Raw genomic sequence first — 13,919 nt, 5'->3', positions numbered from 1 at the left:
GTAGGGAGGCTGAAAATACACCAGTACCGTCCTCAGATCTTCGGATGACCCGGGGGCGTCATTGGCCGGGTGGATGCGATGGGGTCCGCACGGACCGGTGGGCTATCGAGCGCCTTCCGAGTCCGTGGGAGCGGTGCTTGTGGCGCTGGCTCCTGCGGCGACTTCTTCGGACGGAGGCTCACTCACGTCCACGAAATCGGAGGGATTGTTCTGCGATTCTACATCAGCGTCGAGGTCCTTCCGGCCGCGGCCGGGCTGGTACGGCGACGGCTCGAGACCGGGGTGGCGGCGAGACTGGACGATGAGGATCGCGATGCCCACGATGATGCCGATGATGGCGGCCCACACGTTGCTGCGGAGACCCAGGATGATCTCGCTCGGATCGATGCGGATCGACTCCCAGACCACACGTCCGGCGCTGTACCAGATGAGGTAGATGGCGAAGAGCTTTCCCCACTGGAACGCGGTCGCCTTGCGGCTCAGCCAGAGCAGCACGATCACGCCGAGACCGTTCCAGATCACCTCGTACAGGAACGTGGGGTGGAAGAGCGTGCCCTCGGGAAGGCCGGGAGGGAACGCGGAGTTGTCGGAGGGGATCTCGAGGCCCCACGGCAGGTCGGTGGGCAGACCGTAGAGCTCGTTGTTGAACCAGTTGCCGAAACGGCCCATGGCCTGTGCGAGCAGGAGCCCGGGTGCCAGTGCGTCGGCGAAGGTCCAGAAGCGGATGCCGGTCCACCGGCATCCGAGGTACGCGCCCACTGCGCCGCCGATGAGGGCGCCGAAGATGGCGATGCCGCCCTCCCAGATGGCCCAGACGGATCCGGGTTCGAAGGGATTCCAGGTGTTCCTGCCCTCGCCGAAGTAGAAGTTCGGGTGGGTCAGGACGTGGAAGATGCGCGCGCCGATGATGGCCAGCGGAACGGCGAGGATCGAGATGTCGATCACGACCCACGGCTCTGCACCGCGCTTGGTGAGGCGGTGGTTGGTGAGCAGTACCGCCGCGATGATGCCGGCGATGATGCAGAGCGCGTAGAAGTGGATCCGGAGCGGGCCGAGGTCGATGTAGGAGACCGTGGGGCTCGGGATGCTGGCGAGCACGCCGCTGAAGGTGCTGTGGAGCGCGAGGGACATGAGTGCGATTCTAGTTCTCGTGTACGGGGCGTGCCGACGACGTGCCGACCGCCAGGTTTCGGGTGACCTCTGCGAGGGCGGGGATGCCGCCGTCGCGGAGGGCGCGGACGAGTGCGGTGCCGACGATGGCGCCGTCCGCGTATTCGGAGACTCCGGCGATCTGCTCGGCGGTCGAGATGCCGATCCCGACGCAGGCGCGGATGTCGCCGTGCTCGCGAAGGCGTCCGACCAGGGTGCGCGCAGCGCGGTCGAGCTCGGTGCGCTCACCGGTGATGCCCATGGTCGAGACGGTGTAGACGAAGCCGGTGGACGACTTCACGACGAGGTCGAGGCGCTCGTCGGTCGAGGTGGGCGCGGCGAGGAAGACGCGGTCGAGGCCCGTGCGCTTGCTCGCTGCGATCCACTCCCCTGCCACGTCAGGGGTGATGTCGGGCGTGATCAGGCCCGCTCCCCCCGCGGCCAGCAGGTCGTCCGCATAGCGATCGACGCCGTACTGGAACACCGGATTCCAGTACGTCATGACCAGGACGGGCACATCGGTGGCGTCGGTGATCGCGCGCACGGCCGTGAAGAGGTCCTTCATCTTGAAGCCGTTCGCGAGAGCCGCGGTGGTCGCCTCCTGGATCACGGCGCCGTCCATCACCGGGTCGCTGTAGGGCGGTCCGAGCTCGATGATGTCGACGCCGTTCTCGGCGAGGGCGATGGCGGCGCGGATGCTCGTCTCGAGGTCGGGGTAGCCGACGGGGAGGTATCCGACGAAGGCGCTGCGGCCCGCGTCATGGGCGGCGGCGATCGCCTGTTCGACGCGGCTCACAGCTCCGGCTCCCCCTTCGACGCGGCTGCTTCGGCGTCGCTCTCGTCGGCGACATCGTGCGCGAGCGCCTCGGCGTCGTAGAGGTCGAAGTAGCGGGCTGCGGTGTCCATGTCCTTGTCGCCGCGACCCGACAGGCAGATCGCGAGCACGGCGTCCGGACCCATCTCACGTCCGAGGCGCAGGGCGCCCGCGAGGGCGTGGGCGGACTCGATGGCGGGGATGATGCCTTCGGTGCGGCTCAGCAGGCGCAGCGCCTGCATGGCCTCGTCGTCGGTCGCCGGGATGTACTCGGCGCGACCGATGTCGGCGAGCCAGGAGTGCTCCGGGCCCACGCCCGGGTAGTCGAGACCTGCGGAGATCGAGTGCGACTCGACCGTCTGGCCGTCTTCGTCCTGGAGGACGTAGGTCTTCGCGCCGTGCAGGATGCCGGGACGCCCACGCTCGATGGAGGCCGCGTGGCGAGGTGTGTCGACGCCGTCGCCGGCCGCCTCGACTCCGTAGAGCTTCACGCCGGCGTCGTCGAGGAACGCATCGAACATTCCGATCGCGTTCGAGCCGCCTCCGACGCACGCGATGACCGCGTCAGGCAGTCGGCCGACCTCGTCGAGCAGCTGCTGGCGAGCCTCTTCGCCGATGATCTTCTGGAAGTCCCGAACCATCGCGGGGAACGGGTGCGGCCCCGCCGCGGTGCCGAAGATGTAGTTGGTCGTCTCGACGCTCGCCACCCAGTCGCGGTACGCGTCGTTGATCGCGTCCTTCAGCGTGCGCGATCCGGAGGTGACCGCGATCACCTCGGCGCCGAGCAGTCGCATCCGCGCGACGTTGAGCGCCTGGCGCTCGGTGTCGACCTCGCCCATGTAGATGGTGCAGTCGAGGCCGAAGAGAGCGGCAGCGGTAGCCGTGGCGACGCCGTGCTGGCCTGCCCCCGTCTCGGCGATCACGCGGGTCTTGCCGAGGCGCTTCGTCAGCAGCGCCTGCCCCAGCACGTTGTTGATCTTGTGCGAGCCGGTGTGGTTGAGGTCCTCGCGCTTGAGGAACACTCGCGCTCCGCCGGCGTGCTCGGCGAACCGGGCGACCTCGGTGAGCGGCGACGGGCGCCCGGCGTAGGAGCTGAGCAGAGACGCCAGCTCGTCGCGGAAGACCGGATCGACGATCGCGTCGGCGTATGCCGCCGAGAGCTCGTCGATCGCGGCGATCAGCGACTCGGGCATGTAGCGTCCGCCGTAGTCGCCGAACAGTGGACCGTGCTGGTCTCGCAGGCTCATCACGCCTCCAGGAAGCTCTTGAGTGTGGCGACCGGGTCGCCCGTGACGAGCGCCTCCCCGATCAGGACGACGTCAGCGCCCGCTGAGCGGTAGTGCCTGACGTCTTCAGGTGTGAGGACCGCGGATTCCGCGATCTTGACCGCGGTCTCAGGGATCCGGTCGACGAGACGGCCGAAGAGATCGCGGTCGAGCTCGAGGGTCTTCAGGTCGCGCGCATTGACGCCGATCAGCGATGCCCCGAGATCGATCGCGACCTCGAGCTCGTCGGCCGAGTGCGTCTCGACGAGCGGCGTCATGCCGAGCTCGGTGATGAAGCCGAAGAGCTCACGGAGCACATGCGGCTCGAGCCCCGCGACGATCAGCAGCACGAGATCGGCACCGGCGGCTCGTGCTTCGAGGACCTGATATCGATTCGCGATGAAGTCCTTGCGCAGCACGGGAAGGGACACGCGCGCGGTGACGGCTTCGAGATCGGCGAGGCTGCCGCCGAACCGGCGTTCCTCGGTCAGGACGCTGATCGCCGACGCGCCGCCCGTCTCGTACAGCGACGCCTGGAAAGCGGGATCCGGGATCTCGGCCAGGGCGCCACGCGACGGGCTCGCGCGCTTCACCTCGGCGATGATCTTCACGCGCTCGGCGGGAGCGAGGAACGCCAGGGCGTCCTTGGCGGCGGGGCGTGCGAGAGCATCGCGTTCCACCTCGGCCAGTGGCCTGGTGAGAGCGCGACGCTCAGCGTCTGCGACTGCGCCGGCCGTGAGGTCGGCGAGCACCATTAGTGCGCCTTCGGCGAGTACTTGGGGCCCTTCACGCCGTAGCCGGCCCTCGCGAGCAGCCAGCCCACGAGCGCGCCGATCGGGATGATGGCCGCGCCGACCCAGATCAGGGCGACCCAGACGGGGCTGAACTCGGCGAGGCAGAACGCCAGCGTGCCGATCGTGAAGCCGGCGAGCATGATGATGACGCCCGTCCATGCGGCAGGCGAGTGTCCGTGGCCGGGGTCAGCGATCGGGTTGGTCATGGTCTCCTCCGGGGGACGACGTGCTGGTTCGGGTCAAGTCTATCGGGGTCATCGCGTCGGGTCGGTTCCGCGAGACAGGTCGTCCCACGAATCGATCGCGTCCACGGGGCCGGCGGTCGCGTCCACATGTGCGGCATCGGTGCGGTAGCGGCGGCCGCCGCGCTTCCAGCGGCGCCACGTGACGAGCACGACGAGGGATGCCGCGAGCAGGATGACCCAGCCGATGAGCGTCATGACGGGCCAGGCGGAGAGCTCGATGCCGGCGACCACGTCCGTGATCGCCGAGCTCCCGGCGAGACCGGTCGTCTCGGTGACGGTGGGGCCCACGGCGCTCAGCGGCTCGGTCAGCACCAACTGGAGCGTCGTCCACCCGAGGAAGAGCGCGGCAGCGGTGGCGAGCACGCCGAAGATCAGCCGGAGCACGGGACCGACGATCGAGAGCGCGATGCCGAGCGCCAGCACGGCGAGGCTGAGAGGCGCGAGCAAGGGCAGCGCGGACGCCCCCGGCACGAGGATCGCCTCTCCCGCATCGGTGCGCGCGACGGTCAGCCAGGTCTGCGTCGACGAGATGATGCCGATCGCACCGGAGAGGAGGAACCCCGAGACGGCGATCGACCGGCCTCTGCGTGCGAGCGTCATTCTGCGGAGCCCCCCTCGACGGCCTGCAGGTCGGTCGTGTCGAAGCAGGTGCGCGTGCCCGTGTGACAGGCCGGTCCCGTCTGGTCGACACGAAGCAGGATCGCATCGCCGTCGCAGTCGAGCCGCGCCTCGTGCACCACCTGGATGTTGCCCGAGGTGTCGCCCTTGCGCCAGTACTCCCGGCGGGATCGAGACCAGTAGACCGCACGTCCGGTGGTGAGAGTACGTCGCAGCGCCTCGGCATCCACCCAGGCGAGCATCAGGACCTCTGCAGTGTCCCACTGCTGCACGATCACCGGTGCGAGACCGTCGTCATTGAAGGCGACCTGCGCGATGCGCTCTTCGACGTCGCTCATCGGACGAGCACTCCTTCCGCACGCAGTGCATCCTTCACGTCGCCGACCGTGAGCGCGCCGGTGTGGAACACGCTGGCTGCCAGAACCGCATCCGCCCCGGCCTTGATCGCCGGAGCGAAGTCTGCGGCCTTGCCTGCTCCGCCCGACGCGATCACGGGCACCGAGGCGGCCTCGCGCATCAGCTTCACCAGCTCGAGATCGAAGCCGTCTCGCGTGCCGTCGGCATCGATCGAGTTGACGAGCAGCTCGCCCGCGCCGCGTTCAGCGGCCTCTCGCGCCCAGTCGAGTGCGTCGAGGGTGGTCTGCGTGCGTCCGCCGTGGGTGGTGACCACGAAGCCGGATGCGGTCGTGTCGGCCCGCTTGACATCGAGCGACAGCACGAGCACCTGCGCCCCGAAGCGGTCGGCGATCTCGCCGATCAGCTCGGGGCGCGCGATCGCAGCGGAGTTCACACCGACCTTGTCGGCTCCGACGGACAGCAGGCGGGACACGTCGTCGACGCTGCGGACTCCCCCGCCGACCGTCAGCGGCACGAACACCTGCTCGGCGGTGCGCTGGACGACGTCGTAGGTCGTCGCGCGTGCATCGACCGTCGCGGTCACGTCGAGGAAGGTGATCTCATCGGCGCCCTGCGCCGCGTAGTGGCGGGCAAGTTCGACCGGGTCGCCCATGTCGCGCAGGTTCTCGAAGTTGACTCCCTTGACGACGCGGCCGGCGGCGACGTCGAGGCAGGGGATGACGCGACTCGCGAGCGCCATCAGAGCCTCGCGTTGTGGATCGCCGTGACGAGGATCGCTCGGGCACCGAGAGCGTAGAGCGCATCCATCACGGGGTTGACCCGCGCGCGGGCCACCATGACCCGCACCGCGACCCACTCGGGGTCGCGCAGGGGCGAGACGGTGGGAGACTCGATGCCGCCGGCGATCTTCACGGCGTCGTCGAGCAGAGCGAGCGGCAGGTCGTAATCGATCATCACGAACCGGCGGGCCACCATGACGCCGCGGAGACGGCGGAGAAGCGTCTCGGATCCCTCGGCATCCTGCGGACCGGCGATCAGCACGGCCTCGGACTGCAGGATCACGGGACCGAAGACGTCGAGCCCCGCTTGACGCAGTGTCGTGCCCGTCTCGACGACGTCAGCCACGGCGTCGGCCACACCGAGGCGCACGGCGGACTCCACCGCACCGTCGAGCGGCACGAGGTCGACCGCGATTCCGCGCTCATCGAGGAACGCGTCGACGAGACCCGGATACGACGTCGCGATGCGCAGACCGTCGAGCTCGGACACCTCGGTGTAGCGCCCCGAGGGCGCGGCGAAGCGGAAGGTCGAGCCGGCGAAGCCGAGCGCCTCGATCTCGCGCGCGCCGGGCATGCGGGCGTCGAGAAGCAGGTCGCGACCCGTGATGCCGACATCGATGGCGCCGGAGCCGACGTACGTCGCGATGTCCTTCGGACGGAGGTAGAAGAACTCGACGTCGTTGTCGCTGTCGACGACGTGGAGCGTCTTGGGGTCACGGCGACCGGCGTAGCCGGCCTCCGCAAGCATGTCGGCGGCCGTCTCGGAGAGAGAGCCCTTGTTGGGAACAGCAATGCGCAGCATGGGATGCCTTCAGATCGAAGCGAGTGGGGCGGAGCGCTTCACAGATGTCGGTAGACGTCCTGCAGGCTCAGGCCCTTCGCGAGCATCATCACCTGCACGTGGTACAGCAGCTGCGAGATCTCCTCTGCAGCGGCCTCGTCGGACTCGTACTCGGACGCCATCCAGACCTCGGCAGCCTCCTCGACGATCTTCTTGCCGATCGTGTGCACGCCGCCGTCGAGCTCTGCAACCGTGCCTGATCCCTCGGGGCGGGTCTCGGCCTTGACGCTGAGCTCGGCGAACAGCTCGTCGAAAGTCTTCACGATTCCAGGCTAGCGGCTCTGGCGCGGTCTCTGAGCCGGGTGACGGCCGCCTCGACGTCGTCGGCGCCGTAGACCGCGGATCCTGCGACGAAGGTGTCTGCGCCGGCGGCGGCCGCCGCCTCGATCGTCGCATCGGAGATCCCGCCGTCGACCTGCAGCCAGACGTTCGACCCTCGCCGCTTCGCCTCGTCGGCGAGAGCGCGCAGCTTCGGCATCGTCTCGGGCATGAATCCCTGCCCGCCGAACCCTGGTTCGACGGTCATCACGAGGATCTGGTCGAACTCCTCGAGCACGCTGTAGAGACCGTCCGCGGGGGTGTCCGGCTTGATCGCCACTCCGGCCCTCGCCCCGATGCTGCGCAGAGTGCGGGCCAGCGAGATCGGATCGGCGGCGGCCTCGAGGTGGAACGTGACGCTCGCGGCACCGAGCTCCGCATACGCGGGAGCCCACCGCTCGGGGTCGGTGATCATCAGGTGCACGTCGAGCGGGATCGGGCTGGTCGCCTGGATCCGCTCGACCATCTGCGGCCCGAACGTGAGGTTCGGGACGAAGTGGTTGTCCATGACGTCGACATGCGCGAAGTCGGCAGTGGCGATCTTGGCGAGATCACGCTGCATGTTCACGAAGTCGGCGGCCAGGATGCTGGGGTTGATGCGCGGTGCGCGGGGCAGGTCCACTCTCTAGTCTCCTTGCTCGGCGCTGGCGTCGCGCTGATCGGTGTCGGCTCGTCGGAGGAGCGCGAGGAACATCGCATCGGTCCCGTGCCGGTGTGGCCACAGCTGGACCCGCCCGGTGCCGTCGCTGCCGAGATCGATCGGTGAGGTCACGACACCCTCGAGGACCGCACGCGCATCGAGCTCGGTGATGTCGGTGCGGCCACGGAGCACCTCCTGGACGACGCCCGTCGTCTCGGCGAGATGCGGCGAGCAGGTCGCGTACGCGACGATGCCGCCGGGCGCCAGCGCGTCGAGGGCCGCCGAGAGCAGTTCGACCTGCAGCGGCACCAGCTCGGCGACATCACCGGGGGTCTTGCGCCATCTCGCCTCGGGCCGCCGCCGCAGAGCCCCGAGTCCCGTGCACGGCGCATCGACGAGGATGCGATCGAACTGGCCCGCGTGGGAGGTGCCGAACGTGCGGCCGTCCTCTTCATGAACCACGACATCGGCGGGCACGGTGCGCAGGGCGTTGCGGACGAGTCGCGCACGGGTGGGCACCACCTCGTTCGCCTCCAGCGACACATCGTGCTGTCGCGCGACCGCCGCGAGCAGCGCCGTCTTGCCGCCGGGGCCTGCGCACAGGTCGAGCCAGCGTTCGCCGGAACGGATCGGCGCAGCTTCGGCGAGAGCCAGTGCGACGAGCTGCGACCCTTCATCCTGCACACGCACCGTGCCGCCCGAGGAGGCGATCACGTGGTGCGGGTCGCCGCCCGGAGATCCGTAGGCCGTCGGCGCATACGGTCGACGTGGCTCCCCGGGCTCGGCGAGGCCGGGCAGAGCGACGAGAGTGACCTCCGGCGAGGCGTTGTCGGCGTCGAGGAGGTCGTCGAGCTCCTCGACGCGACCTTCAGCGGCCAACGCGCGACGCAGGGCACGGATGATCCAGACGGGGTGAGCGGAGCGCAGCGCCAGCCGTTCGTCGTCCGACCGCGCGGAGGACTCGATGCGCTGCTCCCACTCCCCCGGCGTCTCGCGGGAGATTCGCCTCAGCACGGCGTTCGCGAAGCTGGATGCACCGCGGCCCTGGGTGGCGGCGACGATGTTCACCGACTCGTTGACGGCCGCGTGCGACGCGACGCGGGTCGCGAGCAGCTGATGGGTCGCGAGTCTCAGCGCGTCGAGCACACCGGCGTCGATCTGCTCGACAGGCCTGTCGGCGGCCGCGGCGATGATCGCGTCATACGTTCCGCGGCGTCGCAGTGTGCCGTAGGCGAGTTCTGTGGCGAGAGCGGCGTCCTGTGGAGTGAGTCCTGCGTCCGCGATCGCGGCCGGAAGGATCAGGTTCGCGTAGGCATCCGATTCCGACACCGCCCGCAGCACGTCGTAGGCCACGCGCCGCGCAGGCTGCACCGTGCGCTGCGCGCCGCGGGACTGTCCGTCGCGCTTCCCGCCCCGAGCCTGGCCGTCACGTGGACGCTGATCGCGCGGCGTGCTCGGTCCCGAACGGGATCCGCGGCCGGACTCGCCGCGACGCGGCTCGCGACGTGCGCCGTCGTCCTGCCGCCCGCTCATGCGCCGGCTCGCAGGTTCTCGGTGTCGCGCTGCCCGCGCCACCAGTCGACCGCGCTCATCGCGCCCTTGCCCGAGGGCTGCACACGCGTGACCGCGAGCGGGGCCGAGGCCGTTCCGATGAGGAGAGCGGACTTGGTCGCGGTGAACGCGCCCGGCGCGAGGGCGATGTCGCTTTCCGAGGGAGTGGCCTCCAGCACCTTGAGGCGGATCCCGTCGACGGTCGTGTGGGCGCCCGGTTCGGGGGTGACTCCACGGAACCGCGCGAACACCTCGCTGAGCGGGCGGGTCCAATCGAGCAGACCATCGTCGAGAGTCAGCTTCGGGGCCAGCGACGCCTCCCCCTCCTGGGGCACAGCGCGCGCAGTGCCGTCGGCGATGGCCGCGACCACTTCCGCCGTCAGTTCGGCGCCATCGAGAGCGAGTGCGTCGAGTGCGGCATCCGCCGTCGCCTCGGGAGCGACCGCGACGACCCGCGTCGCGAAGACATCACCGGCATCGAGCGCGGGAACGAGCTGGAACACACTGGCACCCATCTGCGCATCGCCGTTGATCAGTGCGCGCTGCACGGGTGCGGCACCGCGCCACTGCGGGAGGAGCGAGAAATGCAGATTGATCCAGCCCTTCGACGGTGTGGAGAGCAGCGGCTCGCGAACGAGTCCGCCGTACGCCACGATCACACCGAGCTCGACATCGAGCGCGGTGATGGCGGCCGTCGCGTCGTCGTCGAGGCGAGCCGCCTTGATGACCGGCAGTCCGAGCTCGTCGGCGGCGTGAGCGACAGGCGACGGCGTGAGCACCCGCTTGCGGCCCAGCGGCGCGTCCGGGCGGGTGACGACCGCAGCGATGTCGTGCTCGGCCGCGAGGCGGCGGAGTGTGGGGACGGCTGCCGACGGTGTGCCGGCGAAGACGAGACGCATGAAGGTGCTCCGGAGGGATGCGGGGGTGGATCGGGTGAAATCGGAGCGCGAGGTGGTTCTTCGCGTTCAGAGTTCCGGATCGAGGATATCGAGTCGAACCGTGAGGGCGCTCCGAGTCGACTTGCCCTTGCCCCGCCGGTTGCTGACCGCTTCGGCGACGACCGCGGCCCGCAACGTGGTGGCGACCCTGGCACCCGCGCTGTAGTCGAACCGGATCAGGGCCCTGACACGCGGCGGGTAGTCATCAGACTCGATCGGCACCGGGCCGAGTACCGCGTCGGAGGGCAGAGCGAGCTCCTGCAGCGACGCCAGCGCTCTCGCCACGGATGCCGTCGACCCCTCGACCAGCGCGACCCTCGCAGCCGGCGGCATGTGCAACGGCGCACGTTCGGAGAGCTCGGTCCTCGCATAGGCGGACTGGCTCCAGGTGGCAAGCGCTCGCGCGATCGCTCCGTCGACGCCGACCAGATGGATGGGAGCACCGGGAGCCGCGAGTGCAGCCGCGTTCGACCACCAGCGCAGACAGGACTCGCCGATCCGCAGGTCGGGAGCCTGGAGCATCCTCGGTCCGTCGAGCAGGACCACGGCACGGTATCCGCCCTCCGCCAGCGGCTCGGCCCCCCGTGTCGCGACGACGAGGGCCGGCTTGTCGGCGACGCGCTCGACCGGATGAGCGCTGTCTGCCACGATGACCCGGATTCCGGGGAACGCCTTGCCCAGCTCATCCGCCGTCCGCTCGCTGCCCGAGGACGCGAGGCGCAGCTTGGTCGACGCGCACGTCGGGCACGCCCACGCTCGGGCTCCCCTGCCGCACCAGGCGCACACCGGCACGGCACCACGGTGCTTGGCTCCGAGCGGTCCGCCGCAGTGGGCGCACCGTGCAGGCGCCCGGCATTCGGCGCAGACCAGCGACGGGGCGAACCCCGGTCGAGACACCTGCACCAGCACCGGTCCCTCGGCTGCGGCATTGCGTGCGGAGAGGAACGCGGACGACGGCATCCGCTGTGCAGTCGGAGCATCCATCTCCTGGGGTGTGCTGAGGATCACGCGCGGCAGCACCCGACGCGCGGCCCGGACATCCTGCAGCCATCCGTGGGCGACGAGGCGTTCGACGTCGGTGGTGCGGGTGTGGCCGACGAACAGCAGTGCGGATCGCTCCTGCTCCTGACGGAGGAGAGCAGCGTCCCGTGCGTTGATGTACGGCGCGAGCGGCTCGCCGAGGAGAGGATCGCCGTCGTCCCACACAGCGACGACGCCCGCACGAACCGGCGCGTACACCGCAGAACGATTGCCCACCACGATGCACGGCGCGTCCTCGAGCGAGCGGAGGAACGCGCGGTACCGATCGGGGTTCGTCTGGCGCGAGTCGAAGCGCACGACGGCCTGGTCAGGGACATACGAGCCGAGAGCGGCGAGCAGCTGATCGAGGTCGCGGTGGTCAGGCACGACGAGAACACTGGAGCGGCCCGCTGCCAGCGTCCGCGCCGCTGCGGACGCGAGAAGAGCCGCCCACCCGGGATCGTCATGATGGCGCACGGGGATCGCCTCGACCGCGGCCCGGCCGCCCGCATCGAGCACATCGGCGAGCGAGTCGTAGGACGCGATCAGCTCGGATGCGGCGGAGAGTGCTTCGTCTGATGGGGCGAGCTCCGGGGAGTCGTCGCTCCAGGCCTTCTCCACCCGCACCTGGCGCTTCGGGATGACGAGCCGCAGGACGTCGGAGGCGGAGCCCGCAGCGCGATCGGCGGCGCGGCGCGCGAGGCGGTAGAGACGCTCCGGAAGCACCGCCACAGGGGATACGACGCTGTCGACCTCGGACAGTGGCCTGTCGCCATCGTGTTCGGTGTCGAGTTCGACGACGTAGCCGTCGATGACACGACCGGCGGTACGCAGGGGCACACGCACGCGCACGCCCAGAGGGACGTCTCCGAGCTCCGCAGGCACGGCGTAGTCGAAGAGACGATCCAACTGTGGAAGCGGCGAGTCCAAGAGCACGCGCGCGATCCTCCGACTCTGCGATGTCAGAGGAGAAGGGACGCCATCAGGCATGCGGCCCTCAGAGTCCTGCAGCGCGCCGCAGCTCTTCCGCGCGGTCGGTGCGCTCCCACGTGAACTCCGGCAGCTCCCGTCCGAAGTGCCCGTAGGCGGCGGTCTGCGCGTAGATCGGGCGCAGGAGGTCGAGCTGCTCGATGATCGCCTGGGGACGCAGATCGAAGACCTCGTCGATGGCGCGCGTGATCACCTCGTCGGACACCTTGCCCGTGCCGAATGTCTCGACGTAGAGCCCGACCGGACGAGCGACCCCGATCGCGTAGGCGACCTGGACCTCGAGACGGTCGGCGAGTCCTGCGGCGACCGCGTTCTTGGCCACCCAGCGCGTGGCATAGGCGCCGGAGCGGTCGACCTTCGACGGATCCTTGCCGCTGAAGGCACCGCCACCATGTCGCGCCGCTCCGCCGTAGGTGTCGATGATGATCTTGCGTCCGGTGAGTCCGGCATCGCCCTTGGGGCCGCCCGTCACGAACGGACCGGCGGGGTTGATGTAGTACGTGAGGTCGCCGAGATCGAGCCCCGTGGAGGCCAGGATCGGATCGATCACGTGCTCGCGCACCTGAGCCTTGAGGTCGTCCTGCGAGATGTCGGGGTGGTGCTGGGTCGACAGCACGACGGCATCCACGGTCTTGGGGGTGAAGCCCTCATATCCGAGAGTGACCTGGGTCTTGCCGTCCGGGCGCAGGAACGGCAGCGCACCCGATCGTCGGACCTCGCTGAGCCGCTCCGCGATGCGATGCGCGGTCCACGCAGCCATGGGCATGAGCTGCGGGGTCTCGTTCGTCGCGAAGCCGAACATGATGCCCTGGTCGCCAGCGCCGAGGCCGTCGAGAGGATCGATGGAGCCGCCGTCGCGGTGCTCCTGAGCGTTGTCGACGCCGTGGGCGATGTCGGTCGACTGCTCTCCCACCGAGATGCTCACACCGCAGGAGTCTCCGTCGAAGCCGGTCTCGCTCGAGGTGTAGCCGATGCCGTTGACCACCTGGCGGACGATCGTCGGGATGTCGACGTACGCCTCGGTGCGGATCTCGCCGGCGACGTGGACGAGACCGGTGGTCACCAGCGTCTCGACGGCCACCCGGGAGCCGGGGTCTTTCGCGATGAGTCCGTCGAGGATGCTGTCCGAGATCTGGTCGCAGATCTTGTCGGGGTGCCCCTCGGTGACGGACTCGGACGTGAACAGACGCAGCGCGCTCATCAGGGCTCCAGAACGGAATCGGACAGCAGGAAGGGGGTGGCTCCCATGATGGACCGCACCGCCGACATCAGTCGGCGGTGCGGTCATCGGACGTCACTCGGCGTGACGGAGGCGGAGCTTGTCCTCGTTGATCTCGTGCAGAGCGATGGTCAGCGGCTTGTCCTCGACGGACGAGTCGACGAGCGGCCCGACGTTGTCGAACAGGTTGCCCTCGTGGAGGTCGGAGTAGTAGTCGTTGATCTGACGGGCGCGCTTGGCGGCGTAGATCACGAGCTCGTACTTCGAGTCGACCCGGTCGAGCAGGTTGTCGATGGGGGGATCGATGATTCCGTTGGTGTGGTGTCCGGCCATGGTGGGACCTCCTGATCAGGCGACGGGATCGTCGCGAAGACGGTGATG

At 69.3% G+C, this 13,919-nt stretch carries 16 protein-coding genes; all 16 read right to left on the bottom strand.

The window, feature by feature from the left end:
• Positions 1 to 102: 102 nt before the first annotated feature.
• Positions 103 to 1,131: a prolipoprotein diacylglyceryl transferase gene (gene lgt / locus LQZ85_RS08615; RefSeq protein ID WP_053096092.1), complete on the bottom strand. Its 1,029-nt coding sequence runs from the start codon at positions 1,129 to 1,131 to the stop codon at positions 103 to 105.
• 10 nt (positions 1,132 to 1,141) lie between these two features.
• Positions 1,142 to 1,945 (bottom strand): tryptophan synthase subunit alpha, encoded by an 804-nt coding sequence (trpA, locus tag LQZ85_RS08610; RefSeq protein ID WP_056278764.1) that lies wholly within the window; start codon positions 1,943 to 1,945, stop codon positions 1,142 to 1,144.
• Positions 1,942 to 3,210 (bottom strand): tryptophan synthase subunit beta, encoded by a 1,269-nt coding sequence (trpB, locus tag LQZ85_RS08605; protein ID WP_053096096.1) that lies wholly within the window; start codon positions 3,208 to 3,210, stop codon positions 1,942 to 1,944. Before trpB ends, trpA begins: the two co-directional genes overlap by 4 nt.
• The gene (gene trpC / locus LQZ85_RS08600) at positions 3,210 to 3,980 is read right to left on the bottom strand and encodes an indole-3-glycerol phosphate synthase TrpC (protein WP_053099114.1); all 771 of its coding nucleotides are present in this window, start codon (positions 3,978 to 3,980) and stop codon (positions 3,210 to 3,212) included. Before trpC ends, trpB begins: the two co-directional genes overlap by 1 nt.
• 2 nt (positions 3,981 to 3,982) lie before the next feature.
• On the bottom strand, positions 3,983 to 4,228 hold the full coding sequence (locus tag LQZ85_RS08595; protein ID WP_053096098.1) for an HGxxPAAW family protein: 246 nt from the start codon (positions 4,226 to 4,228) through the stop codon (positions 3,983 to 3,985).
• Between the two features lie 48 nt (positions 4,229 to 4,276).
• Positions 4,277 to 4,867 (bottom strand): Trp biosynthesis-associated membrane protein, encoded by a 591-nt coding sequence (locus LQZ85_RS08590; protein WP_053096100.1) that lies wholly within the window; start codon positions 4,865 to 4,867, stop codon positions 4,277 to 4,279.
• Positions 4,864 to 5,223 carry a phosphoribosyl-AMP cyclohydrolase gene (gene hisI / locus LQZ85_RS08585; protein ID WP_056278765.1) on the bottom strand — a complete coding sequence of 120 codons (360 nt, stop codon included), beginning with the start codon at positions 5,221 to 5,223 and terminating at the stop codon, positions 4,864 to 4,866. The genes LQZ85_RS08590 and hisI overlap by 4 nt, the downstream gene beginning before the upstream one ends.
• Positions 5,220 to 5,981 (bottom strand): imidazole glycerol phosphate synthase subunit HisF, encoded by a 762-nt coding sequence (gene hisF / locus LQZ85_RS08580; RefSeq protein WP_053096104.1) that lies wholly within the window; start codon positions 5,979 to 5,981, stop codon positions 5,220 to 5,222. The genes hisI and hisF overlap by 4 nt, the downstream gene beginning before the upstream one ends.
• Positions 5,981 to 6,823 (bottom strand): ATP phosphoribosyltransferase, encoded by an 843-nt coding sequence (hisG, locus tag LQZ85_RS08575; RefSeq protein WP_053096106.1) that lies wholly within the window; start codon positions 6,821 to 6,823, stop codon positions 5,981 to 5,983. Before hisG ends, hisF begins: the two co-directional genes overlap by 1 nt.
• A gap of 38 nt (positions 6,824 to 6,861) precedes the next feature.
• Positions 6,862 to 7,125: a phosphoribosyl-ATP diphosphatase gene (locus LQZ85_RS08570; RefSeq protein WP_017202142.1), complete on the bottom strand. Its 264-nt coding sequence runs from the start codon at positions 7,123 to 7,125 to the stop codon at positions 6,862 to 6,864.
• Entirely contained in the window at positions 7,122 to 7,802 is a 681-nt protein-coding gene (rpe, locus tag LQZ85_RS08565; RefSeq protein ID WP_053096108.1) for a ribulose-phosphate 3-epimerase, read from the bottom strand. Before rpe ends, LQZ85_RS08570 begins: the two co-directional genes overlap by 4 nt.
• A gap of 3 nt (positions 7,803 to 7,805) precedes the next feature.
• Positions 7,806 to 9,353: a transcription antitermination factor NusB gene (locus LQZ85_RS08560; protein WP_230100792.1), complete on the bottom strand. Its 1,548-nt coding sequence runs from the start codon at positions 9,351 to 9,353 to the stop codon at positions 7,806 to 7,808.
• On the bottom strand, positions 9,350 to 10,270 hold the full coding sequence (fmt, locus tag LQZ85_RS08555; RefSeq protein ID WP_056278766.1) for a methionyl-tRNA formyltransferase: 921 nt from the start codon (positions 10,268 to 10,270) through the stop codon (positions 9,350 to 9,352). Before fmt ends, LQZ85_RS08560 begins: the two co-directional genes overlap by 4 nt.
• 66 nt (positions 10,271 to 10,336) lie before the next feature.
• Positions 10,337 to 12,319, bottom strand: coding sequence for a hypothetical protein (locus LQZ85_RS08550; RefSeq protein WP_056278767.1), 1,983 nt, complete (start codon positions 12,317 to 12,319; stop codon positions 10,337 to 10,339).
• Positions 12,320 to 12,326: 7 nt separating this feature from the next.
• On the bottom strand, positions 12,327 to 13,520 hold the full coding sequence (gene metK / locus LQZ85_RS08545; protein ID WP_053096114.1) for a methionine adenosyltransferase: 1,194 nt from the start codon (positions 13,518 to 13,520) through the stop codon (positions 12,327 to 12,329).
• A 93-nt stretch (positions 13,521 to 13,613) separates the two neighbouring features.
• Positions 13,614 to 13,871 (bottom strand): DNA-directed RNA polymerase subunit omega, encoded by a 258-nt coding sequence (gene rpoZ, locus LQZ85_RS08540; protein WP_042536631.1) that lies wholly within the window; start codon positions 13,869 to 13,871, stop codon positions 13,614 to 13,616.
• Positions 13,872 to 13,919: the final 48 nt, after the last annotated feature.

It is taken from the genome of Microbacterium sp. Bi98 (assembly GCF_918698045.1).
Lineage (GTDB): Bacteria > Actinomycetota > Actinomycetes > Actinomycetales > Microbacteriaceae > Microbacterium.
Note: the sequence above shows the minus strand (reverse complement) of the source record. Positions and strands in the feature narration are given on the sequence as shown.